This is a genomic window from Cellulophaga algicola DSM 14237 (genome assembly GCF_000186265.1).
In the GTDB taxonomy this organism is placed as follows: domain Bacteria; phylum Bacteroidota; class Bacteroidia; order Flavobacteriales; family Flavobacteriaceae; genus Cellulophaga; species Cellulophaga algicola.
On record NC_014934.1, the window covers coordinates 1,007,122 to 1,031,599 of the forward strand.

Consider the following 24,478-nt stretch of genomic DNA (forward strand, 5'->3'; position numbering starts at 1 on the left):
TTGTATTTATTTTTCTTTGTTAGTTTTTTGTGACTTTAGTTACATAAGAAGACTTCCTAAAATCTTATTTTTGCTAAAACTTTTGCAAATGTTAAAAAAAGGAAACAAACTCTACAGTATTTTAACAGGAACTTGTCCCAAATGCCAAAATGAAAGCATGTATTTGGATAAAAACCCCTATCATATGACCAAAATTTTTAAAATGCACGAGCGTTGTTCAAATTGCGGTACAAAATACAAAATAGAACCTTCATTTTTTTATGGCGCAATGTACGTAAGTTATGGTGTAGGAATTGCTTTTGCGGTAGCTGCATTTGTAATTACTTTTTTATTCATTGGAACTAGTTTAAAAACAAGTTTTTTCACGATCATGGGAACACTAGTTGTATTTATGCCACTCATTATGCGCTTAAGCCGTAATATCTGGATTAATATCTTTATTAGCTACGAACCTAATGCCGTTAAAAATGAATCAAAAAAAGAGACCCTTTAAATAAACTCCTTATTTTTTCTGATAGTATTTTTTTGTAAAACGTGCTATATTCATCTCTGGGTGAATAGCTTCCTTATTTTCTATAAATTGGTATAAGGATGCCGATGCCGTTGGGGCAATCATTACTCCTCTAGATCCAAACCCATTTAAAATGAATAATTTTTTTTCATCAGGGTGTTGCCCTACTAAAGGTCTGCGATCTGCTACCGTTGGCCTTATCCCTGCAACATGATCTACAACTTCATAAGCACAGTTTAAAAAAGTATCTAGTTTTTCTAATAACTCAAGCTTAGATTCTTCTGTAGGTAAATTGGTTTTATCTTTCCATTTATAAGTAGCCCCTACCCTATATAAATCTGATCCTAATGGGATAATAAAAACCGAAGATTTTATTACATTTTCTTCTTTTAAGGCTGGTGCTTTTATGGTCAATAACTCTCCCTTAGTACCATTGAGCGGCAAATAGTTAAAAAACGGATTATCAGTTAAACCAAAGCCTGTAGCAAAAATAATTTTTTTAGCAGTTACTCCTTTATACGTAATAGCATCTTCGTTTATTTCAAGGCAAGTATAATCAAAAGTTTCTTGCTGCAGTAATTCCTTCTCTAAAAGATACCTTTCATAATTTACTAACAACACCTTGGTATCTATTCTTCCGGTATGCCGTACTTCCCCATAACCAAATGGAGCATCAACACTTACATTATTGTTTTTTTTAATTGTAGTCGATAGGAAGTAGTTGAGTTGTGGTTTATCTGAAGCTTCAAACCACATATTTTGCTCTTCAATAGATGCAAACCTTCGTAACACAGGAATTTTAAAATCTAGCTGAACTTGAAGTTTCTTTGATAATTTTTCATAAAAAGGCAAAGCTTGTTCAAGTTGTTCTTTAGCATTCCAAGCAAGCGTAAAACGTTTTAATATTACTGGGTTATACAAACCACCAGCGACAACTGATGACGTTTGTGATTTATCTGCAATTACACGGTATGTTTTGGAATTCCCCTCAAGTTGTTCACAAAAAGAAATACCCGCCAACCCAAGGCCTACGATTAAATAATCTATCATACCGCAAAGGTAGCTAATTGGCATAAAAAAAAGCCTTAACCAATGGCTAAGACTTTTTTGTTTTATATTGAATTGGAATTTTTAAATTAGTAACTCCACATATCCTGTTCCTTATCTCTAATTGTTTCTTTGATACGATTAGATTCTAGTAATTGGAATAAAGAGTTATCTGAAATATAATCTTTAATGGCACGATCACCAAACACGTTATCTTCTTTATAAATTGTTGCATTAAATCTTCTTGCATTTAACAACATATCAAAAGATATAGGCTGTGCAGAGTTTCGTTGATTAAATACTTTGGCTTCATGAAGAATTTGTCTTGCACTTGGGTACCATACCCAAAACAATGCAACTTTGTTTTCTTCTTGATCCATAGATTCATCATCAATAAAGTTAACATCTGGAGCTCTTGGAGCAATACCTAAAAGTCTGTATTTTAATTCACCTTGACGCTTATCAAAATACCAAATACCTTTTATTAAGTATTCTTCTAAATCAGCTGCTGCTAAATCTCTTCTGTTAACATATTCTGGAGACACTTGCTCACCTGCATTATATTGCTCGTAACCGTAATCGGTTGTATCAATTTTTTGCATGGTAGCTTCTAAGTCAGAGAATTCTCTTTTCTCCGTAAAATAAGAATCTGCGTAGATATCTTTAATTTTACCGTTTTTAATGTTTTTAATTAAAACATCATACAAAGATCTTCTATCAGAACCAATATTTACAGTATCAACTGGATAGTATAAAGGAAAGTTTACTCTCTCATCTAAATCGATAACCTCCCATACTGTTTTTGACCATAGAATATCTCTATCATCAACATAACCGTATTCTAAAGGAGCGTCATTATCGTTCTCTATTTGAGAATCTGTTTTCTTACCTATCTCTTCAGGTTTTTTGGCATTTAATATATTTGCCTGAGCCACCATTGATATTGGCAATAAAGTTACCGCACCAATTAATAAAACATTTTTCCAATTCATTTTTAAAAATTTATTTGTTTTTACACCTTTACTGAAATTCGTTATAAGTCGTTTAGAAACTACGTTCTTATAAACTTATAACGCTTTTCAATAAATTTTATTACTAGTTAGTAAGTTCAACCACTACTGGTGATACTTTTTTCAACCTGTAAGACTTGTTATTTGTTATATAAGCTTCGATATCGAATATCTGAACAGCATCTCCACGGCCAGCTCTTTTTAAAGCAGACTTCGCAGCACCATTCAATTTATTACCTCTAACTACCACCGTTGGTTGACCAGGAACTTTAAATTTGAATCCACTTACAGCAAGATTTAAATCAAAATCAAAATCTTCTAATAATGCACCAACAGTAGATATTTCTAAGTTAGTTCTAGGCATTTTAGCAGTGTTAGTTTCTCCTCTAATTGTACCATTTGGTCTAGGAATATCTTTAATTCTAAATTTAGCTGGTGTATTTATTCTAGAACCATCTGGTAATGTTCCTGAAGCCATAATTGTAACCTCTCTACCTGTACTAGGGTTCATAACATACTGACTTCCAGATCTCTTAGATAATCCAGGAGCAGAAGCACTAACTTTATTATCAGGAATACCTGGTATAGAAATGGTCATTGGGTTAGCAACACCACGATACACTACATTCATCTTATCTGCTGCAATTAACGCTGCATTAGGCTTAGAAATAGTAGCAAAAGAATTATTTACTTCTACTGGAACTTCTGTACCATCTTGCATAAAGAAAATTGTACCTGCTACTACGTGATCTCCTGGGTTACCCGTATTGATCAACATTTTAACACCACCAGCTTCAAGTTTGTAATCTGTATCTGCTGTTAACTTCTTACCATCAAGAGTTAGTTCTGCTCTAACAGGTGTAGAAGAGTTATCTGTTTTACTAATGATAATTTTACCATCATATTTTTCTCCAGAATAAAAAGCAGATTTAGATCCAAAAAGAGAAGTTTTAAAGTTTGTTAAAGAAACTTGATCTGTTAAGTTACCTTCCAACATAGATTTTAAAGCATCTTCTTCTGTTGACTTAATATCAGCTTGTAACGCTGTTATTTTAGTTAAAGAAGCTATTAAAGGAAAACCTTCATAATGATAGTTTAACCAATCTTGCTTTGTTTTATCTTTCTTTTCTACTTTACCATTAGCATCGCCTGTTTCAAATCTAGCAATAACTGAAGATTTCAATTTCGCTGGTACCAATACAGAAACTTTAGTACGGTACTCTTCAATTCTTTTCATGAATTCTTTACCACCTTCTGCCAAATTATCTCCTGCGAAGAATTTTTGATCTAAAAAGTCAGATTTATCCATTACTTGATAATCCTTAGGGTCTTCAACACCTACAGTCATACCTTTCTTAAGAGCTTCTAAATAATCATAATACTCTTGAGATAATTTTTGTACTGATTGTGCTTTCTTGAAATCTTCAGCATATTTAGCTGCATCTTCTGAAGCCTTTGTTTCAAGACCATCTAAGAATGCTAAATTATTATCTGAAGTTTTCTGGTTAGAAACTTCCATCTTCTCATTCATAAGACCGAATGCCGCTAGAACTTCTTTACTCATATTCAGGGCTAACATACAAATGAACACTAAGTACATTAAGTTAACCATTTTCTGACGTGGTGACTGTTTTCCTCCTGCCATGTTTTTTTCTAATTAAATTTTAGTTAATATTTGGGGTTTGGTTATTACTAAAACTAATTAGTTTCTTGTCATTGCAGATAACATACCTCCGTACACTCCATTAAGAGAAGATAAGTTTGTTGATAAAGATGCCATTTGATCTTTTAAAGCAGTAGAATTTTGTACAACTTCTTCATTGATTGAAGCTTGTTTGCTTGCACTTTCTAACTGTACTTTATATAAGCTATTTAATGATTCCATTTGAGAAGCAGCTTGTACCATTTCATCAGAATACTTACGAGTAGATTCCATAGCATCTACAGTAGGAGCGATACCTTTAGCAGCACCCTCAAAGTTTCTAATGCTAGTTCCTAAACTTTCCATTAAGCTTGCGTCTACGCCAGCTTCTTTTAATAAATCATCTAATTTTTTAGATAATGAAGCTTCTGATTCTTGAATATCAGCAGCAACACTATTCGCTTTTGCTACACCTTCACCACCTACTAACTCAGGATATACTAATGACCAATCATATTCGTCATCTAAAGGTTCAAATGCACTAATTGCAAAAATAAGCGCCTCTGTAATAAGACCAATAGCTAGTAGAATACCACCATTTAATGGGCCAAGTTCCCAGTGTAAAATTTTGAATAATGCACCTATAATTACGATTGATGCTCCAAGCCCATAGGCCATGTTAAATAATTTCTTTGTTGCTTTTGACTGTGCCATAATTTTAATTTAATTTCAGGTTAATGTTAATAATAACGATTTGGTTTCAATTTGATTCGACTTTAGGTAAAAATATATTACTTGTTTAAGGGCTTGTTTTCTTCAACTCCCATATAATCTTGTACTGTTCTGAATCCGATATAACTACGTGCTGAATCTTGGTATTCGTAATCTCTTGTACTTACCTGTAGGAAATAAGCAACATCTTTCCAAGACCCTCCACGGATAACTTTTCTTGCATTTTGTGATGAACCAGCATTTGGGTTCATAGTTGAAACATATTCGTAAGAGTTAGGATCATAACTAGAATCTGTCCATTCAGATACGTTTCCTGCCATATTATATAAGTTATAATCATTTGGCTCAAAAGATTTAGCTTCTACAGTATATAATGCTGTATCTGCGGCATAATCTCCTCGTTGTGGTTTAAAGTTTGCCATAAAGCAACCTGTGTCACTTATAACATAAGGTCCACCCCATGGATATGTTCCACTTTCTATACCACCTCTTGCAGCATATTCCCATTCTGCTTCTGTTGGCAATCTAAATTGATTTACAAACTGCGCTCCTTTAGATTTTTGATCATCGTTCTTAAACTTAGTTCTCCAGTTACAAAACGCTTTAGCTTGCTTCCAGCTAACACCTACTACAGGATATTCGCTATACGCATCATGCCAGAAATAATCGTTGTGCATTGGTTCGTTATACGAGTATTCAAAATCTCTAATCCAAACCGTTGTATCTGGGTATATTTCTAATTCTTCTTGTTTAATGAAGTCTTTTCTACTGCCTTTACCTTTTGCACGTGCAGCTGCTTCAATATCCATCCAAGAATATTTATACTTCAATTGTGTAACATCAATGGTACGTTGGCCATTATACGATTCTTCTTCAGAAATGTACAATTTATCCATTACCTCAACATAATATTCATCTGGATATTCTGAGGTCTCCCAAACTAAATCTTGGTCAAAGTTTAAGCCTCTACCTTCATATCCAGTAGCACCCATTCCTGAGTAATTATCAAGCATATACTTATCATATGCAGATAATCTAGTGGTATCTGCATCTTTAAATGCATAATCTCCAACACCTCCGTCATCTGGACCTAGACCTAACTCATCTGCTAAGATGGCCAATTTAGTTCTTACGATGGAGTCTCGTACCCACTCTACGAATTGGCGGTATTCGCTGTTCGTAATTTCTGTGTCGTCCATATAGAAAGAGCGTACAGTAACAGTTTTGGTTGGCGCGTTGAGAACTTTAGCCTGATCTTCTTCACTCTTACCCATAATATAGGATCCCTGAGGGATTAACTCCATACCATGAGGCTTTTCTGGGTACCATTTTTTTCCTTGGACACCAACTAGTTCTCCTTTTGTTTTAGACCCACAACTACTGAGTAAAACAACAAACGCTATAGATGATAACAATAGCTTCTTCATACTTAGGTTAAATTTCGATTAAGACTGTAATTTAAAAACACTTTTATTATTCTCTAAAACTTCGTTTTGATTAAAATATTGTGTCAATTGTATTATCCTTTACTTTTTTTATTTTAATTAAAGCCCTTTTTATAAGCTTTAAACCATCGTTCAGGAATAATTTGATTGCATGCATCAAAATAGTCCTGCTCCATGCAAGATAATAACGCTGGTATATTTGATTTATTATGTGCCGCCAAAATTGTTGGCACCTCTACCCACCATCTATTGGTAAGATTACTTTTATGAAATATTAAATCCTCCTCGTCTGTTGGCACAATAAACTTTGTAAAGTCTTCGCTTTTAACCAAAGGAGATTCTTTTACCCTATAGTTATGGCCTTCTATAAAATACCAAATAATTTGTGCAGTAAGCTGAAAAGATTGCGGTGTATTCTCTCCTTCGTAAATTCCAAAAATATTTACTTTATCACTAATCCCTGCATAACGAGCGATAGCACAAATTTCTTTTCCAGTAAAACCATTGGGCGAAAAATTCTCTGACATAGAGATCTCACTAGCTTTGATAGAGCGTAAATCTACGCTTACTATATTAGCATTTCGTAAAATAGGCTCTGCTAACGTAATATTTGCCGAGATTTCTCCTAAACGATAAGCATCAAAGAAAAGATGCTCCATTAAATCTATTTCTTCTTGCGCACAAAAATAACTTTGATACCCAATATTGGAAAAATTAAAAAGGTTATTTGGTTTATCAGCAATTATTTTACTCAAATAAGAGTGTGATGAAATAAGTTCATTAGCATCACCAAAGTCAAAACGACTATCTACTGCAACTAGATTTACCATGTTTCGCAACCCATCAAAAGCTCTATAAGATGGGTACGTAATATCTTGTGTTGCTCCTATGATTATAGCCACAACATCTTCTTCAATGAGCTCGGCTACGATCTCTTTAACAACAAAGTAGGTATCTGCAACCGCTTCCCCTGCATGAATATCACCTAAATCTACTATGGTGCTATTCCAATTACCCACCATCAATTTATACAACTGGCGCCTAACTTCAAATAGGTTTAGGGTTTCTGCTTTCTTCTCAAAAGCATTTCTAGACTCGTTTACACCAATAATAGCAAACGAAGCATTAGCCAGTACAGGTAAACCTTTACGATCTGTGTGTTTATGAATTTTATTCCCTAAAGCTTGTGCTGGAAGTAATTCGCAATGTGCTACTAATTTATCATCAACAGGAACTAAAAAATCAAATGCCATTAAAAACTGAAGGTTTTGAGGGTTACTATAAAATTATTGACTCAAATATAATACACCTTCTTGAATTGACGTAATAAAAGTACGTTTCAAGAAGGTGTAGCCTTAAAAAATCATAAATATGAGTTTATTTCGCCTTTTTCTTTGGCGCCGCTTTCTTCTTAGGTGCGGCTTTTTTCTTTGGAGCAGCTTTCGCTTTTTTCTTAGGCGTTTTCTTTTCTATCATGGCCTGTGCTTCTTCAAGAGTAATCTTTGTAGCATCAACTTCTTTTGATAATTCTACTTTTATTTTGCCTTTAAGAACATTATGTCTACCCCAACGTGCTTTTTCTACACGAATGCCTTCTTCTTTCCAATCATGTATAACCTTATCAATTTCTTTCTGCTTCTTTGTCTCGATAAGTTCAATAATATCATCATTAGTCAGGTTATCAAAGTCATATTTTTTATTGACATTGATAAACATTCCGTCCCATTTTATAAAAGGACCAAAACGACCCGTTCCTTTAGTTACCTCTTTATCCTCATAATGAGCCACGGGTGCATCTGCTTTCTCTTTTGCTATAATGAGTTCTACTGCTCTTTCAAACACTACATCAAAAGCACTTTCCCCTTTATCTAGTGAAATAAACTTTTCACCAAATTTAACATAGGGTCCAAATCTACCTACGTTTGCTAAAACCTCTTCTCCTTTATACTCTCCTAATGTTCTAGGCAGCGTAAAAAGCTCCATAGCTTCGTCAAAAGTTATCGTATTTAAAGATTGCTCTGGCAATAAACTAGCGAATACCGGCTTTTCTTCCTCCTCAGAGGAACCAATTTGAACCATAGGACCAAAACGACCTAAACGCACCAATACTTGCCTTCCAGATTTTGGATCCGTACCTAAAATACGTTCACCACTAGCCCTGTCAGCATTCTCTTCTACATCTATTACTTTTGGATGAAAATCTTTATAAAAGTTCTTCATCACTTTTTTCCAATCTTCTTTCCCTTCAGCTATTTCATCAAAATCTTCTTCTACTTTAGCCGTGAAATTATATTCCATAATTCCAGAAAAGTGACTTACTAAAAAGTCCGTAACAATCATACCAATATCAGTAGGCACCAATTTACCTTTATCAGAACCTACATTTTCTGTTAGATCATTAGTAGCAACTGCATTATTCTCTAATACTAATTGCACATATTTACGTTCTACACCTTCTATGGTTCCTTTTTCTACATAGCCTCTATTTTGAACGGTAGAAATTGTCGGGGCATAAGTAGATGGTCTACCGATACCTAATTCTTCTAACTTCTTAACTAAAGATGCTTCTGTAAAACGATATGGAGGTCTGCTAAAACGTTCTGTAGCCGTAATATAATTATTAGTCAACGCCTCGCCTTTTTTCATTGCCGGAAGCATTCCTTCTTGCTCTTCTGCCGCATCTTCATCATCTACGTCTTCCATATAAACTTTAAGAAAACCGTCAAACTTAATAACCTCTCCGTTTGCTGTGAACTCTTGGTTATGACCAGAACAACTAATTTTTACATTAGTTCGTTCTAATTGAGCGTCACTCATTTGAGAAGCAAGGGTACGTTTCCAAATAAGTTCGTATAATTTTTCTTGATCGCGCTCCAATGAAACATTCTGGAGCTTCATATCGGTTGGCCTAATAGCCTCATGCGCTTCTTGAGCTCCCTTACTTTTTCCTTTAAAATTACGTGAATTACTATACTCTTTTCCGTAATTTTCTACAATTGCAGCCTTTGCTTCATCAAGTGCTTCTTTAGACAAGTTTACACTATCTGTTCTCATATAAGTTATTAAACCTGCTTCGTACAAACGTTGTGCAACTTGCATGGTTCTACCTACTGAAAAATATAATTTACGAGATGCTTCTTGTTGTAAGGTTGATGTCGTAAATGGTGCTGCTGGAGATTTTTTTGCTGGTTTTTTATCTAAACTTGCTACGGCAAATTTACCTTTCATATTCTCCTTTAAAAAAGCCTCAGCTTCCTCTTTCGTTGCAAATGTCTTATTGAGTTTTGCTGAGAATATACTGCCTTCGTTTGTTTTAAACTGTGCTGTAATTTTAAATGAAGCTTCTGGAGTAAACCCTTCTATATCTCTCTCACGTTCTACAATTAAACGTACCGCTACAGACTGAACTCTACCCGCTGAAAGTCCTGGTTTTATTTTTTTCCATAACACAGGAGAAAGTTCATACCCTACTAATCTATCTAAAACCCTTCTTGCTTGTTGTGCATTTACAAGATCATAATTAATCTCTCTAGGGTTTTCAATTGCTTTTTGTATTGCAGATTTTGTAATACTATTAAAAACAATCCGTTTGGTTTTACTTTTGTCTAACTTTAGTTCTTGTTCTAAGTGCCATGAAATAGCTTCCCCTTCTCGATCCTCATCACTTGCTAACCATATAGTGTCTGCTTTTTTTGCTAAATCTTTAAGTTTTTTAACTAAAGCTTCTTTGTCTTTACTTACTATATATTTTGCTTCAAAATCATTTTCAACATCTACCCCTAATTCCTTAGAAGGTAAGTCGGCTATATGACCAAAACTGGATTCTACCTTGAAGTCCTTTCCTAAAAATTTCTCTATTGTTTTTGCTTTTGCAGGAGACTCTACGATTACTAAATTCTTTGCCATTGACTAGTTTTTGGTCTTACAAAAGTATACCAATTTTTTTATTTTACGCGGTATCCTTACTATATAGGTGATATTTAGCCGTATAAAAGCATTTAAAAACACGTTATAGGCACCTCCTTTTCAATAAAAAAAAGAAGCCTTTTTAAAAATATTACTACAAAGAAAGTGTGCTTAACAATGCTATAGAACGCTCTTGATATTGATACTGATACAAAAAACCATCTCCAACAATTAAAAGGCTATTTTCCAGCGGAATAACATCAAAAGTTACGATGTTTTCAAAGTGATTAAGCGCTTCCAAATTCTCAACATCTGTTTTATCATATACCTTTAATCCTGCCTTTCCATCACATACAAATAGCAGGTTATCTTTTAAGCCTAAACCATACGGTTCTTCCATCGCATAAGATTTTAAAAGTATCGGATTTTTAATATCTTGAATATCTATAACAAACAATCCGCTCTCTGTAGCACCACAAGAATTACCTCCGCGTAGTGTTACATAAGCATATTTATCATCTACAACAACAGGATCACAAGCGGTACCATGTTGAAATTCTGAAACAAATTGCGGCGTACTTGGCGAAGAAATATCATAGATATACATACCACTCTTACTTCCTAAAAACAAATATTGATTGCGATTAAAAATGGTCTCAATATCAAAACCTGCGTAAACATCTTCTAAATCTTTCGGGTTTTCTAAATTAGAAATATCAAAGACATTAATCGTATGACTATCCACTGCATACAAATAATCGTTTACAATTTTAAAACGTGCTAGAGAACCACCCTGCCCTACAGCGGCATTGTTAGAAACCATATCGAATATCTCACCTCCACTACTAAAACGCTCCTCATATTCTGATATTAATCTAGGTTCCGAAACTGTTTCCCAACCTAAAACTATTTCATTTTCATAGTCTATATCGTCATATTCATAAAAATCTGCTACAGGCCAAACCCCATTGTTTCTCAAAACACCCTCTAACCTATTTACCACATGAATATTTGCTAAATTTGAAAAATCTATGACCACTAAATCACTCAAACTATCTGCAAACAAATAATTACCCTTAACAGAAATATCAACATTTCCAGGAATTTTTATATAGGCAATTCTCTTAGGATTCTTTGGGTCCTTATTATCAATTACATGAACTCCTTGATATGTATCATTAATAAAAATAAAACTCTCATACGCATAGATTTTGCCCGATTCTTCAATAAATTTAGGAGGTAAAACAGTTACTCCGTTTTTAAAATCTTCTTTAGATATAGTCAAAGGTTTCGCAACTATATAATCCGCATACTTTTCATCATCTTTAGTATCACAAGAAATAAATCCTAGAGTCGACAAAAAAAACAAGGCAATAAAAAAATATTTCATGAATGGTTCGTTTTCAATTGGTTATTTATTAGAATGGTTGCGAAAAAGATTAGAAATTCTGATAAACCATAGTTTGAATACAACTTTCATCATCTAAAACAATCCGCAACAACTCATAAGAAGCTATAGGTTTAAAGTTAAAAGGGTGCGCCATAAGATCTACCCCACTTTTTTTCTTTAATCGGTTCCCCATACTGGTAACCACATCCACATTAGGTTCATAATGTCCATTAGGGATATGCTCTGTAACAATACAATAGGTATAATTTTTAAGCTGAGTTAAAAATGACTGAATTTCAATATTTGAAAGATGTTGTAATACTTGTCGAACAAAAATACAATCTGCTTTCGGCAGATCATCATTACAGATATCTAAACATTGGAATACCAATTTATCATTTTTAAATTTTATTTTATTTCTTTCAATTAAAGCTGAAACAATATCTACAGCAAAATATTTCTCTGAAAATTCTACTAATTGGCGTCCGATATTAAAATCTCCACAACCAACATCACAGATAACAAGAGGCTTCTTAAAAGACTTTAAAAAAACGGACACTTCCTTTATATAAGGATCCACTATAACTCCTAGATGAGAGCCATCTCCTGAATAAAAATCGGCCTTCTCTCCTCCCCACAAATGCTTTTCATAAATTTGACGCATTACATCTATAGTCGGCCATCGTTTCTTAACCGACCCATTTTCTTCTTTCTTCATCTTGAAATCCCCAATTTTATGGAGGGTTAAAATTGATGAAATAAATCTAGATTACAAATTTCACTAATTTTTAACTGCCAATATGACAGAACGTATCTAAAAATCTTATCTTTGCTGTCCTAATAAATCATTCTGTTGATTATCATAGTACATGGAGAAAATTATTAATGAAGAAAACCAAGGGCAAGCTGTTGCTCTTGATAAAATTACTGGAAATGGTCGCAAACTATATATTGAAAGTTATGGTTGCGCCATGAATTTTTCCGACAGCGAGGTGGTTGCATCCATTCTCGCCAAAGAAGGTTTTAATACCACTCAAATTTTAGAAGAAGCAGATCTTGTTTTAGTAAACACATGTTCTATTCGAGAAAAAGCAGAACTTACCGTTCGCAAACGTTTAGAAAAATTTAATGCCGTAAAAAAAACACGCCCACACATGAAAGTTGGTGTTCTAGGCTGTATGGCAGAACGCTTAAAGAGTAAATTTCTTGAAGAAGAAAAAATTGTAGATATGGTTGTAGGCCCAGATGCCTATAAAGATTTACCTAATTTAATTAAAGAGATTGACGAAGGTAGAGATGCTGTAAATGTTATTTTATCAAAAGATGAAACTTACGGAGACATCAGTCCTGTTCGTTTACAAACCAATGGTGTTAGTGCATTTGTTTCTATTACTAGAGGTTGTGATAACATGTGTACCTTTTGCGTTGTTCCTTTTACTAGAGGTAGAGAGCGTAGTCGTGAACCACAATCAATTCTCAAAGAAATTCAAGATCTCCACGATAGTAATTTTAAAGAGGTTACACTCTTAGGCCAAAACGTAGATAGTTATTTATGGTACGGAGGAGGCCTAAAGAAAGAGTTTGAAAAAGCTACCGATATGCAAAAAGCTACTGCGGTAAATTTTTCCTCCTTACTAGATACCGTTGCAAAGAAATTCCCAAAAATGAGAATTCGCTTTTCTACATCTAACCCTCAAGATATGACTCTTGATGTTATTGAAACTGTAGCAAAACATAAAAACATTTGCAACCACATACATTTACCGGTACAAAGTGGTAGCAATCGTATTTTAAAAGAAATGAACCGCTTACATACCATTGAAGAATATATAACTCTTATTGATAATATCAGAAGAATTTTACCAGATTGTGCTATATCTCAAGATATGATTTCTGGTTTCCCTACAGAAACTGAAGAAGACCACCAAGCCACAATTGATGTTCTTAAACGCGTTCAATATGATTTTGGGTATATGTATTCCTATTCGGAACGCCCAGGAACAATGGCCGCTAGGAAGCTAGAAGATGACGTTCCTGAGGAAACTAAAAAGAGACGATTAGCAGAAATAATAGCCGTACAAAGAGAAAATGGCCATATTAAAACTAGAGAACATTTAGGAAAAACTGAAGAAGTACTAATTGAAGGTTCCTCAAAAAAATCTGATCAAGATTGGATGGGAAGAAATTCCCAGAATGCCGTAGTAATTTTTGCAAAAGGAAATTACAAAATAGGTGATTTAGTACATGTGAAAATAACTGATTGCACCTCTGCTACTTTACTTGGCGAGGCAATTGAATTAGTAGTTAATTAAGATTTTAAAATGGAATCAGTACAAGCAATAAAACAACGATTTGAAATCATTGGCAATGATTTAAAGCTTAATCGTGCCATAGAAAAAGCAATTCAAGTTGCACCAACAGATATATCAGTTTTAGTAACAGGAGAAAGTGGCGTTGGAAAAGAAGCTATTCCTAAAATAATCCATTCTTTATCACACAGAAAACATGCTAAATATATTGCTGTTAACTGTGGGGCAATACCAGAAGGCACTATCGATAGCGAACTTTTTGGACACGAAAAAGGGGCTTTTACGGGTGCAACAGCTACTCGTAGTGGTTATTTTGAAGTTACCGATGGTGGAACTATTTTTTTAGATGAAGTTGGTGAACTTCCTTTAACGACACAAGTTCGTTTACTACGTGTGTTAGAAAATGGTGAATTTTTAAAAGTAGGATCTTCACAAGTACAAAAAACAAACGTGAGGATCGTAGCCGCTACAAATGTTAATATGTTTGAAGCTATAAAAAAAGAAAAGTTCCGCGAAGATTTATACTATCGCTTAAGCACCGTTGAAATTGCGATTCCACCATTGAGAGAACGCAAAGAAGATATTCATTTACTTTTTAGAAAATTTGCATCAGATTTTGGCCAAAAATACAAAATGCCCACTATCCGTCTAGAGGACAATGCGGTAGAAATCTTATTAAAATATCGTTGGCCGGGAAATATACGTCAATTAAGAAATATCGCAGAACAGACTTCTGTCCTTGAAGAAAATAGAAATATTTCTGCAGCAACCTTAAGTGGTTATCTGCCAAATTTTGGAGGCTCTAATCTCCCTGCTATCGTAGATAAACAAAAAAAAGACGGAGACTTTAGCAACGAGCGCGAAATACTTTACAAAGTATTATTTGACATGAAGGCCGATTTAAATGACCTTAAAAAACTGACCCTAGAATTACTTAAAAATAATGATAGTGAAGAAGTACAGAAGGACAATGAAAATCTTATTCGTAAAATTTACGGAAAGAACGAAGAAGAGGAAGAATATTCTCATGATAGTCATGATGAAAATGAAATGCTTCACCTCCCTGAATCCAAAACTGAAAATACCTTCAACAAAACTGCTGCCGAAGACAAATACCATTTTGCTGAGGAAATTGAAGTAGAAGAAACCCTATCTTTACAAGAAAAAGAGATTGAATTAATTACCAAATCTCTAGAACGAAATAAAGGTAAAAGAAAAGCTGCGGCGGCAGAACTGGGTATTTCTGAACGCACCTTATATCGTAAAATTAAGCAGTATGATTTATAATCGAACATACTAATACTATTAAATTTTTAAAAAATATCTAAATTGAAAAAAACATTCTATTTCATTGCACTACTATTTACAGCACTTAGCTTAAATGGATGCAGCATATACAATTTTACTGGTGGTGATGTTGGAGACGCAAAAACTTATGAAGTACGCTTATTTCAAAATTATGCCGCTCAAAGTCCTGGTTCTACCTTTGAACCCGGTTTAGATCGTGATTTTACTAGAGAACTACAAGATTTAATTTTAAACCAAACCAGCTTAGATTTAGTTTCTTCTGGCGGAGATTTGGTATACGAAGGAGAAATTACAGAGTTTAGAATTACCCCTATGACTGCGACCGCTAACCAGACTTCTGCTCAAAACAGGCTGACAATGACGGTAACTGTAAGATTCTTTAACAATAAAAAAGAAGACGTAGATTTTGATCAACGTTTCTCTTTCTTTTATGATTACGGAGCTACTACAAGTTATAGCTCTATAAAATCAACAGCTTTAGAGGAGATTTTTGAGCGTATCACACAAGATATTTTCAATGCATCATTAGCAGATTGGTAATTTTATGAACGTAACAGACTTTACATATCTTTTGCAACATCCAGAAAAATTGGTCTCACCCGTGCAGACGAATCAATTGGATGATATTCTTGATGAGTTCCCTTACTTTCAAGCTGCACGTGCTTTGCAATTAAAAGGCTTAAAAAATTTAAATAGCTTTAAATACAATAGCGCATTAAAGGTTACTGCCGCATACACCACAGATCGTGATGTTTTATTCGATTTTATTACTTCTAAAGAATTTTTACAAAACGGTATAGCCAATAGTATCTCAGGAAGACAAGCCACATTAGCGGATACAGAAATTGAGTATGAAACTATTAGTATTCCTGAAGAAGTAAAAAAACCATTGCTTGATGACTCTATTGAAGACAAAGCGCTACCACAAAGTACAAAAGATGCAGAACAAATATTAGACCCTGCTTTATTTACTTCAAAAGACCCAAAAATTGATATAGCGATTGCAGAAGCTAAAAAAAAAGAAGTGGAAGTAACGATGGGTAGTCCATTACCATTTACTAAAAAAGAAAAATATTCTTTTACCGAATGGATGCAACTAGCCTCTAAAAAACCCATCGAAAGAGAAAAAACAGCCTCAATTGACAACAAAAAAGAGAATAAAGTAAAAAACGAGCCCTTAAAATCAACTGCAAAAAAGGTTTTGAGGAAGAAAAACTTTGATTTGATTGATCAATTCATAGAAAAAAACCCAAAAATAGTTCCCGGAGAAAAAAACGCAGTTCTAGCACCTATTGACGATCCTATGAAAATAGATACAACAGAGTTGATGACTGCCACTTTAGCTAAAGTATATCTGGAACAAAAGAAGTTCAAAAAAGCTATTCAAGCTTACAAAATTTTAAGTTTGAAATATCCAGAAAAAAGTAGTTTCTTTGCAAGCCAAATAAAGTTAGTAGAAAAAATACAAAAAGAAAATAAATGAGCACGTTTACAATATTCTTAATCCTTATTATCATTGTGAGTCTTTTATTGATGTTGGTAATAATGGTACAAAATCCAAAAGGCGGAGGACTTTCTTCATCTTTAGGTGGTGGCGGTAGCCAAGTAGTTGGTGGAGTAAAAAAGACTGGAGACTTTTTAGATAAAAGTACTTGGACTCTTGCGACACTACTTATCGTATTAATTCTTTTATCGAATATTTCTTTAAAAGATGATTACAGAGAAGCAGATTCTAAGCTTTTACAAGGTGGTGACATTGAAAACACAGTTCCTGATTCATTACCAGAACCTATTTCGACTCCTGATTCGGAATAAGTAACACGACATTATATATTTTAAAATGCCAGCTTGGATGACAAGCTGGCATTTTTGTTTTACAAAGTGTCAGTTATTCAGCAATGGCATAATTTCTGCCATCAATAGAGTAATAAAATCAAAACAATTTAATAAAATTTAATCATATGGCTAAAGTTAATATTAAACCATTGGCAGATAGAGTGCTTATTGAACCAATGGCAGCTGAAACAAAAACTGCTTCTGGACTTTACATTCCCGATACTGCAAAAGAAAAACCTCAAAAAGGGAAAGTTGTTGCCGTTGGTCCTGGAACCAAGGATGACTTAGTTACCGTTAAAATTGGTGACACCGTTCTTTATGGTAAATATGCAGGAACCGAGCTTAAATTAGAAGGTACTGACTTTTTAATGATGCGTGAAAGCGACATATTAGCGATTATATAAATTACTTTTTTTATTTCCCTTAAACCGGAAATCTACTAAATTAAATTATACGATTAATTAAACAAATTCTCAGATTCCTGAGGAGGACTTAAAACAAAATTAAAAATGGCAAAAGATATAAAGTTTGATATAGATGCACGTGACGGACTAAAAAGAGGCGTTGATGCACTTGCAAATGCAGTAAAAGTAACTTTAGGACCTAAAGGTAGAAACGTAATCATCAGTAAATCTTTTGGAGCTCCTGTAGTTACTAAAGATGGTGTTACAGTTGCAAAAGAAATAGAATTACTTGACCCCCTAGAAAACATGGGTGCTCAAATGGTTAAAGAAGTTGCTTCTAAAACCAACGATTTAGCTGGTGATGGTACGACTACCGCAACAGTTTTAGCACAAGCAATCGTAAAAGAAGGATTAAAAAATGTTGCTGCCGGTGCTAATCCAATGGATTTAAAAAGAGGTATCGACAAAGCTGTTGAGGCTATCGTAGAAGACTTAGCTAAACAAGCAAAAAAAGTAGGTGATTCTTCTGATAAAATAAAACAAGTAGCATCTATTTCTGCTAACAACGATGAAACAATTGGTGAACTAATCGCTAAAGCATTCGGAAAAGTTGGTAAAGAAGGTGTTATCACTGTTGAAGAAGCCAAAGGAACAGATACGTATGTTGATGTTGTTGAAGGTATGCAGTTTGATAGAGGATACCTTTCTCCTTACTTCGTTACCGATTCAGAAAAAATGGTTTCTGAATTAGAGAACCCTTACATTTTACTTTTTGACAAGAAAATATCTTCTATGAAAGATATCCTTCCTGTTTTAGAGCCAGTTGCTCAATCAGGAAAACCTCTTTTAATTATTGCAGAAGATGTTGATGGTGAAGCATTAGCTACTTTAGTAGTGAATAAATTAAGAGGTTCTTTAAAAATTGCTGCTGTTAAAGCTCCTGGTTTTGGAGACAGAAGAAAAGCAATGCTTGAAGATATCGCTATCTTAACAGGTGGTACTGTAATCTCTGAAGAAAGAGGTTTCTCTCTTGAAAATGCTTCTTTAGATTTACTAGGAACTTGTGAAAAAATATCTATTGACAAAGACAATACAACTATCGTTAACGGTGCTGGTGTTGCAAAAGATATCAAAGGAAGAGTAAATCAAATTAAAGCTCAAATAGAGTCTACAACTTCTGATTACGATAAAGAAAAATTACAAGAACGTTTAGCTAAACTTTCTGGTGGTGTTGCTGTACTTTATGTTGGTGCTGCTTCTGAAGTTGAGATGAAAGAGAAAAAAGACAGAGTTGATGATGCATTGCATGCAACTAGAGCTGCTGTAGAAGAAGGTATCGTTGCTGGTGGTGGTGTTGCCCTTGTTCGCGCAAAAGCTGTTCTTGCTAACTTAAAAGCTGAAAATGCTGACGAAGAAACAGGAATGCAAATTGTAGCTAGAGCTATTGAGGCTCCATTACGTACTATCGTTGAAAATGCGGGTGGTGAAGGATCTGTTGTTGTTTCTAAAGTACTAGAAGGCAAAGGAGATTTTGGTTACGATGCTAAAGCTGAAGTATACACAGATATGATGAAAGCTGGTATTATTGATCCTAAGAAAGTAACTAGAGTTGCATTGGAAAATGCTGCTTCTGTTGCAGGTATGATCTTAACTACAGAATGTGCTTTAATTGATATTAAAGAAGATGCTCCTGCAGGCCCACCAATGGGTGGCGGTATGCCAGGAATGATGTAGTAACAAAAGACTACAGGTAAATAAAAAAACGCTCCAATGAAAATTGGAGCGTTTTTAAGTTTTAGCTGTTTTCGTTTTAGACTAAAGAAAAACTATCTATTTATAAATATTCTTATTTTCATTAACTTCAATTAACTGTGATGTAATTTCACTAGGCAGTGGATATTTCATCAGTAGTTCCTCCCAATAGTTAGTGGTATAAAAACTCCTATCTCCATCTATATCTTTTTTTGAATTTTCGGGCCTTTGATCACCATCAATGATAGCGTCATCTATAAAAATTTCTGTAACTGTTTCAATGTAACTAAATTTATCTTTTGCTTTAACCGCTTTCTTATAATTATTGAATAAGTAGTTTGGGTGCCTAGCCTCACCAACACCAGTCCATTTTTCAATCATTGTGCTTTTGCCTGAAATTTCCCAAAATACTATTTTTTCAGAATCCTCCCCTTCAAATGCACGATGCACATTAATTTCTTGAGCAACATTGTTTTCATCAAAATTAGCAAATCCTATTCGCTTGCCTTCATTATATATAGCACCATAGCCATCTTTAATAGAATCTACTTCATAATAAAGTCTACTTTTAAGCAAATCATTTTTTGGAATGCGAGAAACATTTAAATAATCATCTCCTAAAAATTCAATCCTTATGATTCTTGATTTTTGCTTAACGGCATCAGCATTAAATGTTCGATAAGCACTAAAATTACTCTTGACACCTGTACTATAATTATCTCTTACATCCGCATAAGGTAAACGATAACTGACCAGACCATCTCCATATCTTATTAGCTTTCCATTTTCTAATTTCCAACTTCTAAAATAAGCTTTTACAGTAAAATATTTAGATAGTTTACGCGCTGAAACGGTAACGGGATCTAACTGTATCATCTCATTTCTTTTCAAATACACTAAAGAAGGTACCTCATTTAGTTTAAATTCTAGCGAAACGTAGTCTGTATTATAAGCTATAATACTTTTTACACCACCTTGTTGCAGCATTTTAATATCCAACTCAAATACACCTTTAGAATTTGTATTAGCCACAAAACTACCATTTTCAGAAAAAATTTGTAATCCAATAATCGGTTCCTCACTTTGTTGGTCTAAAAATAAAACATTAGACTTTTGAGCATACATAAACATTGGAGCGACTAATAAAACAAACTTTAAAAAATTTTTTAGAGGTCAGTAGTTAATTACTTATTAATTCAGCTTGATTGATTTTATCATTATTGACCATTTTAACAATAAGATTATTGAATATTGTAGCTTTACTTTGAGATCTGTTTATTCTAAAACAAAATTCATTGAAATATCTATTTAAATTATTGTCACTAACCCAAGAATAAGTTGTTCTTATCCAAGATTTAACCTGATGTATCATTGTATGAAGCGCTTTAAAATTTAACCCTCCATTACTTTCTATTTGTGTGATGTCGTAAGCCTTTGCAATAGGACTATAGCCTCTCCATTTATCTGTAGTAATCTTTGCGTTTCGGCTGATATGGTTGACAAAAATATATTGTAAGGATTGTGCTGAAAAATCATCTATTTTCATAGCATACATTCTTTTTACCTTTCCATCTTCTGTAAGCTGAACAGCTGTAACCGCCTTCTTTTTCTTAGCATTGTAGCTTCTGCCAACTTTTGTTTCTTCTCTGCCCCCTAAAACAAATTCATCTACATGAACAACTCCGTCCATAGGATTATTCCCACTCGAAGACATAGCTTCTCTGACCTTAAGCATAAAAAGTCTAGCTGTTTTTTCTGTTACTCCGTAACGTACTCCCATATAACTTGCAGATAAGCTTTTCGTGCTTGTAGCCATCTCAAAACAAATAAAAAATGCTTTGCGAACACCAAACTTTACCTTGTGAAATAATGTATCTGCTGTTGCGGATTCTGTATGTCTACAAATATTACATTGCCTAGAGAAATCAGCACGTGTTTGACAGGCTATATGATTGCATCTAGAACATTTAAAAGGGGTTTTAGACTTAATATTTGCTAAATATTCTTTGCAATCATTGTCCGTTTTGAAGCAATCAGAGAACTCTAGAAGATTTTGACCCTTGAAAATATCCATAATTTAATATATTTACTGAGTATCAAGATACGAAGTTAGCTACTGACCTCTAAAATTTTTATTCATTTGCTATTATTAAGTATATCGCCAGAGAATCTTTAAGCACTAAAGAAACCTAGAGCGGTAGTCAAAAATAACCTATACACCATACGTAAATCTTAGATTACTGTTAAAGTATGATGAATTTTTACTCTTTAATTTACTGCATAGCGGATAAAATTAAAAATCTAAACATAAACGCGCTAATACTACAGATTCACTTAAAAATAAAATTCATAATACATGAATTTCATAAACGCCAAAAGTTTTGATCTCTTAAAAAATGCGCATTAATTTTCAATATTTCCGTAAATAAAAAAACGCTCCAATAAAAATTGGAGCGTTTTTAGTTAAAAGTATTTAATCCGTATTAGATACTGTATGTTTTTTAATGATGACCAGAATCATCAGAATTATCATCACGATATAAACAACAAGGATGTACGCTATTGTAGGCTTCATCTGTTGCTTTCAATTCTTTAGTATCATGACCAACAGCTATAATTGCTGTCTTAATCTTCATAGCATCAGTTTTACGCTCATCAATAATTAGAGATAATTGATGTGATGGAATGTCCCAAGCAGCAAATTTCACTCCTTTTACACTTAATGCAGCCTGTTCAATGCGTTCTTTACACATTCCACATTTTCCATTGACATCAAAAGTCATTTTCTTATTCTTGTCTTGAGCATAACTAATCGTAGCCATCAAAACCACAACTGCTGTTAAAATTAATTTCTTCATAGTAATAGGTATTAGTATAGTATATTATTTTTAAAGTTTAAATCTAAATCCCGCATAAAACATACGCCCCATTATCGGCGCATACACAATACTGGTATCAAAATTTGAGCCAAACGGATCTTCAGCTCCTAGCACTGGGTTATCTTGGGTATAATCTGTTAAATTTTCTCCACCCACATACACTTCAAAAGATTTTGAAAACACTCTAGTTATTTGCGCATTCATTAAGCTGTAAGCCGCTGCATAATCTCCTAATTGATTAGCTACCTCATTAGTTGACGTATTTGGCAGGCGCTGTTTCCCTAATGCATGCACCGTATAATCTGCACGCCATTGCGTTCCATTTTCTTTCGCTACACTAGAATACCCTAAGTTAGCAAAATACCTATGTTGCGCTTGTAGTGGTTTTTGTAAATTACCACTTTCATAATCGGTATTCACATCATAATATTTATAAGCAGTTCTAAGTTCTAAATTTGGCAAAATTCTATGACCTAATTCTACCTGAAAACTACTTGCACTACTCTTTCCATCAAGATTATAAAAAGAAATTTCCCGAGGATTCTCCCAATCTACCACAATTTGATTTTTAAAATCTGTTCTATAAAAATCAACACTGAAATTTCCCGGTCTATCTAAAAAAGTAAAACCTTGCAAAAAGCTTACGCCATAATTCCAAGCATCCTCAGGATCCAAACCATAAATTTCTCCCCCTGCATTTTTAATATTTATAGCTCTCGAAGAGCCAAAAAGCTGCTGATTTTCAGCAAAAATGTTGGCAGCCCTTTTTCCCCTACCAAATGATCCTTTTAAACTTGCTCTCTCCCAAGGGGTATAGCGAATATGAAATCTTGGTGTTACAAAAGTACCTAACCTATTATGTGTATCTACCCGTAACCCTGCGGTTAAATTTACCTTATTTAAATTATCATAATTATATTCAAAAAACGCCCCAACAGAAGCATCAACCCTAGAGAAGTCATCGGTTAGCACCAATTCATCATATCCATCATAAGCAAAAGCCAATCCAGTCTTGAACTTATTTTGAGTATCGCCAATAATAGAATTAAGCATTAAATTAGAATAAATACTTTCATGGTTAATATCATACGTATTAAACCCAAAATAAGAATCTTGCTTATGAACACTATACGCCGTTTGCAAACTTATATTTTGAAAAGGTAAGTCCGGAAATACATAAGCCAACTTCATTGAGGCATCAAAACGACGCGTATTCACCTCGCTACCCCACGCATTCGTTGTAAATTTATCTAGAGAAGGATTAAAATTAGTTTGCCCCAACTGTTTATTGTCACTTAAAAAACGAATATTTAAAAAACTTATCCACCCTTTTTCTGGATTTTGGTATTGCCAACGGTTCATCACATTAATTTGATCGGCCAATGGCGCATCTAGAAACCCGTCATTATTATTATCTTCTTTTTGTGTTCGTTTGTTTCCATGAATATACAAGCCTGTACTCCACTTGTCCGTCAGTTTTCTATTAAAATGTGTATTCAATTCATAACGCCCATTTTGGTTGGCATAGCCATTTACAAAAACTGCACTATCCGTAAGCGGTTTTACAAGCTCTGTATTAATTTGCCCAGAAATACTTTCATAACCGTTTACAACACTCCCCGCCCCTTTGGTTATTTGAATACTTTCTACCCAAGTTCCTGGCGTAAAGGTTAGCCCGTAGGCTTGCGATGCACCGCGCACCATTGGAATATTCTCTTGGGTTATTAATAAATAAGGACTAGTAAGCCCTAACATTTGTATCTGCTTTGTCCCCGTTAAAGCATCAGAATAGTTGACATCTATTGCCGGATTTGTTTCAAAACTTTCCGATAAATTACAACATGCCGCCTTTAGCAACTCTGCACTATTAATAGTCACGACATTCTGCGAACTAAAATAGGCTTTCTGCACCGCATCGCGCTTTTGATTTACCACCACCTCATTAAGAGCGTTTGATGGATTCAATACATGTTTAATTATGCTTGGCTTATTTATAGTTAAGGTATCAGTTTCAAAACCCACATAACTAATGATTAACTTATGGTATTGCGCATCATAAGGAATTGAGAAATTCCCATCAAAATCGGTCACCACACCTATTTGAGAATTCATCCAATAGATATTAGCACCTGGCAAGCCTAGAGTAGCGTTAGCATCGCCACCATCAACCACCATTCCTTCTACTTTATCTTGAGAAAAAGCGGTAAAAGGCAATAGCACTGCTATAAGTAGTTTTATATATTTATTCATTTGTAGTTTAAATTTGAAAAATTATTTGAGTAAACAGTATTCAGCGTCATATCCAAA

Annotated in this window: 21 protein-coding genes; 8 read left to right on the forward strand and 13 right to left on the reverse strand. The window is 34.0% G+C overall.

Going from position 1 to position 24,478, the window contains the following annotated elements; translation table 11 throughout:
• The first annotated feature begins 88 nt into the window (after positions 1–88).
• Positions 89–493 carry a DUF983 domain-containing protein gene (locus CELAL_RS04345; RefSeq protein ID WP_013549695.1) on the forward strand — a complete coding sequence of 135 codons (405 nt, stop codon included), beginning with the start codon at positions 89–91 and terminating at the stop codon, positions 491–493.
• A 9-nt stretch (positions 494–502) separates the two neighbouring features.
• On the opposite strand, the gene CELAL_RS04350 is transcribed toward CELAL_RS04345, so the two are convergent.
• From CELAL_RS04350 to CELAL_RS04390, 9 genes are all read right to left on the reverse strand, one after another.
• Complete coding sequence (locus CELAL_RS04350; protein WP_013549696.1) at positions 503–1,585, reverse strand: NAD(P)/FAD-dependent oxidoreductase; 1,083 nt, start codon at positions 1,583–1,585, stop codon at positions 503–505.
• Positions 1,586–1,647: 62 nt separating this feature from the next.
• Entirely contained in the window at positions 1,648–2,550 is a 903-nt protein-coding gene (gene porN, locus CELAL_RS04355) for a type IX secretion system ring subunit PorN/GldN (protein ID WP_013549697.1), read from the reverse strand.
• Between the two features lie 103 nt (positions 2,551–2,653).
• Positions 2,654–4,213: a type IX secretion system motor protein PorM/GldM gene (porM, locus tag CELAL_RS04360; RefSeq protein ID WP_013549698.1), complete on the reverse strand. Its 1,560-nt coding sequence runs from the start codon at positions 4,211–4,213 to the stop codon at positions 2,654–2,656.
• Between the two features lie 57 nt (positions 4,214–4,270).
• Entirely contained in the window at positions 4,271–4,924 is a 654-nt protein-coding gene (gene porL, locus CELAL_RS04365; RefSeq protein WP_013549699.1) for a type IX secretion system motor protein PorL/GldL, read from the reverse strand.
• A 77-nt stretch (positions 4,925–5,001) separates the two neighbouring features.
• Positions 5,002–6,369 (reverse strand): T9SS ring complex lipoprotein PorK/GldK, encoded by a 1,368-nt coding sequence (gene porK / locus CELAL_RS04370; RefSeq protein ID WP_013549700.1) that lies wholly within the window; start codon positions 6,367–6,369, stop codon positions 5,002–5,004.
• Between the two features lie 113 nt (positions 6,370–6,482).
• Positions 6,483–7,640: a formimidoylglutamase gene (locus CELAL_RS04375; RefSeq protein WP_013549701.1), complete on the reverse strand. Its 1,158-nt coding sequence runs from the start codon at positions 7,638–7,640 to the stop codon at positions 6,483–6,485.
• A 124-nt stretch (positions 7,641–7,764) separates the two neighbouring features.
• Positions 7,765–10,293, reverse strand: coding sequence for a type I DNA topoisomerase (gene topA, locus CELAL_RS04380; RefSeq protein ID WP_013549702.1), 2,529 nt, complete (start codon positions 10,291–10,293; stop codon positions 7,765–7,767).
• Positions 10,294–10,447: 154 nt separating this feature from the next.
• Entirely contained in the window at positions 10,448–11,683 is a 1,236-nt protein-coding gene (locus CELAL_RS04385) for an LVIVD repeat-containing protein (protein ID WP_013549703.1), read from the reverse strand.
• A gap of 49 nt (positions 11,684–11,732) precedes the next feature.
• Complete coding sequence (locus tag CELAL_RS04390; RefSeq protein ID WP_013549704.1) at positions 11,733–12,401, reverse strand: class I SAM-dependent methyltransferase; 669 nt, start codon at positions 12,399–12,401, stop codon at positions 11,733–11,735.
• A gap of 151 nt (positions 12,402–12,552) precedes the next feature.
• Between CELAL_RS04390 and miaB the strand changes: the two genes are divergently transcribed.
• The 7 genes from miaB (at position 12,553) to groL (ending at position 19,274) form a co-directional block, all read left to right on the forward strand.
• A complete protein-coding gene (gene miaB / locus CELAL_RS04395) occupies positions 12,553–13,995 on the forward strand; it encodes a tRNA (N6-isopentenyl adenosine(37)-C2)-methylthiotransferase MiaB (protein WP_013549705.1) in 1,443 nt (480 codons plus the stop codon).
• Positions 13,996–14,004: 9 nt separating this feature from the next.
• Complete coding sequence (locus CELAL_RS04400; RefSeq protein ID WP_013549706.1) at positions 14,005–15,279, forward strand: sigma 54-interacting transcriptional regulator; 1,275 nt, start codon at positions 14,005–14,007, stop codon at positions 15,277–15,279.
• Positions 15,280–15,312: 33 nt separating this feature from the next.
• A complete protein-coding gene (locus CELAL_RS04405) occupies positions 15,313–15,840 on the forward strand; it encodes an LptE family protein (protein WP_041557514.1) in 528 nt (175 codons plus the stop codon).
• Positions 15,841–15,844: 4 nt separating this feature from the next.
• The gene (locus CELAL_RS04410) at positions 15,845–16,783 is read left to right on the forward strand and encodes a hypothetical protein (protein WP_013549708.1); all 939 of its coding nucleotides are present in this window, start codon (positions 15,845–15,847) and stop codon (positions 16,781–16,783) included.
• Positions 16,780–17,115 carry a preprotein translocase subunit SecG gene (gene secG / locus CELAL_RS04415; protein WP_013549709.1) on the forward strand — a complete coding sequence of 112 codons (336 nt, stop codon included), beginning with the start codon at positions 16,780–16,782 and terminating at the stop codon, positions 17,113–17,115. The genes CELAL_RS04410 and secG overlap by 4 nt, the downstream gene beginning before the upstream one ends.
• Before the next feature lie 146 nt (positions 17,116–17,261).
• Complete coding sequence (locus CELAL_RS04420; RefSeq protein ID WP_013549710.1) at positions 17,262–17,540, forward strand: co-chaperone GroES; 279 nt, start codon at positions 17,262–17,264, stop codon at positions 17,538–17,540.
• Positions 17,541–17,645: 105 nt separating this feature from the next.
• Positions 17,646–19,274 (forward strand): chaperonin GroEL, encoded by a 1,629-nt coding sequence (groL, locus tag CELAL_RS04425; RefSeq protein ID WP_013549711.1) that lies wholly within the window; start codon positions 17,646–17,648, stop codon positions 19,272–19,274.
• A 96-nt stretch (positions 19,275–19,370) separates the two neighbouring features.
• On the opposite strand, the gene CELAL_RS04430 is transcribed toward groL, so the two are convergent.
• From CELAL_RS04430 to CELAL_RS04445, 4 genes are all read right to left on the reverse strand, one after another.
• Positions 19,371–20,423, reverse strand: coding sequence for a hypothetical protein (locus CELAL_RS04430; RefSeq protein WP_013549712.1), 1,053 nt, complete (start codon positions 20,421–20,423; stop codon positions 19,371–19,373).
• A gap of 49 nt (positions 20,424–20,472) precedes the next feature.
• Positions 20,473–21,366, reverse strand: a complete 894-nt coding sequence (locus CELAL_RS04435) for an IS1595-like element ISCal1 family transposase (protein WP_013548995.1) — start codon at positions 21,364–21,366, stop codon at positions 20,473–20,475.
• 427 nt (positions 21,367–21,793) lie between these two features.
• Positions 21,794–22,150 carry a heavy-metal-associated domain-containing protein gene (locus CELAL_RS04440; protein ID WP_013549713.1) on the reverse strand — a complete coding sequence of 119 codons (357 nt, stop codon included), beginning with the start codon at positions 22,148–22,150 and terminating at the stop codon, positions 21,794–21,796.
• A 30-nt stretch (positions 22,151–22,180) separates the two neighbouring features.
• A complete protein-coding gene (locus CELAL_RS04445; protein ID WP_013549714.1) occupies positions 22,181–24,421 on the reverse strand; it encodes a TonB-dependent receptor in 2,241 nt (746 codons plus the stop codon).
• Between the last annotated feature and the right edge of the window lie 57 nt (positions 24,422–24,478).

What these genes read in the sequence shown, in the direction of transcription:
- CELAL_RS04345 (WP_013549695.1), top strand. Translation starts at nt 89, where the DNA reads ATGTTAAAAAAAGGAAACAAACTCTACAGTATTTTAACAGGAACTTGT.
- CELAL_RS04350 (WP_013549696.1), bottom strand. Translation starts at nt 1,585, where the DNA reads ATGCCAATTAGCTACCTTTGCGGTATGATAGATTATTTAATCGTAGGC.
- porN (WP_013549697.1), bottom strand. Translation starts at nt 2,550, where the DNA reads ATGAATTGGAAAAATGTTTTATTAATTGGTGCGGTAACTTTATTGCCA.
- porM (WP_013549698.1), bottom strand. Translation starts at nt 4,213, where the DNA reads ATGGCAGGAGGAAAACAGTCACCACGTCAGAAAATGGTTAACTTAATG.
- porL (WP_013549699.1), bottom strand. Translation starts at nt 4,924, where the DNA reads ATGGCACAGTCAAAAGCAACAAAGAAATTATTTAACATGGCCTATGGG.
- porK (WP_013549700.1), bottom strand. Translation starts at nt 6,369, where the DNA reads ATGAAGAAGCTATTGTTATCATCTATAGCGTTTGTTGTTTTACTCAGT.
- CELAL_RS04375 (WP_013549701.1), bottom strand. Translation starts at nt 7,640, where the DNA reads ATGGCATTTGATTTTTTAGTTCCTGTTGATGATAAATTAGTAGCACAT.
- topA (WP_013549702.1), bottom strand. Translation starts at nt 10,293, where the DNA reads ATGGCAAAGAATTTAGTAATCGTAGAGTCTCCTGCAAAAGCAAAAACA.
- CELAL_RS04385 (WP_013549703.1), bottom strand. Translation starts at nt 11,683, where the DNA reads ATGAAATATTTTTTTATTGCCTTGTTTTTTTTGTCGACTCTAGGATTT.
- CELAL_RS04390 (WP_013549704.1), bottom strand. Translation starts at nt 12,401, where the DNA reads ATGAAGAAAGAAGAAAATGGGTCGGTTAAGAAACGATGGCCGACTATA.
- miaB (WP_013549705.1), top strand. Translation starts at nt 12,553, where the DNA reads ATGGAGAAAATTATTAATGAAGAAAACCAAGGGCAAGCTGTTGCTCTT.
- CELAL_RS04400 (WP_013549706.1), top strand. Translation starts at nt 14,005, where the DNA reads ATGGAATCAGTACAAGCAATAAAACAACGATTTGAAATCATTGGCAAT.
- CELAL_RS04410 (WP_013549708.1), top strand. Translation starts at nt 15,845, where the DNA reads ATGAACGTAACAGACTTTACATATCTTTTGCAACATCCAGAAAAATTG.
- secG (WP_013549709.1), top strand. Translation starts at nt 16,780, where the DNA reads ATGAGCACGTTTACAATATTCTTAATCCTTATTATCATTGTGAGTCTT.
- CELAL_RS04420 (WP_013549710.1), top strand. Translation starts at nt 17,262, where the DNA reads ATGGCTAAAGTTAATATTAAACCATTGGCAGATAGAGTGCTTATTGAA.
- groL (WP_013549711.1), top strand. Translation starts at nt 17,646, where the DNA reads ATGGCAAAAGATATAAAGTTTGATATAGATGCACGTGACGGACTAAAA.
- CELAL_RS04430 (WP_013549712.1), bottom strand. Translation starts at nt 20,423, where the DNA reads ATGTTTATGTATGCTCAAAAGTCTAATGTTTTATTTTTAGACCAACAA.
- CELAL_RS04435 (WP_013548995.1), bottom strand. Translation starts at nt 21,366, where the DNA reads ATGGATATTTTCAAGGGTCAAAATCTTCTAGAGTTCTCTGATTGCTTC.
- CELAL_RS04440 (WP_013549713.1), bottom strand. Translation starts at nt 22,150, where the DNA reads ATGAAGAAATTAATTTTAACAGCAGTTGTGGTTTTGATGGCTACGATT.
- CELAL_RS04445 (WP_013549714.1), bottom strand. Translation starts at nt 24,421, where the DNA reads ATGAATAAATATATAAAACTACTTATAGCAGTGCTATTGCCTTTTACC.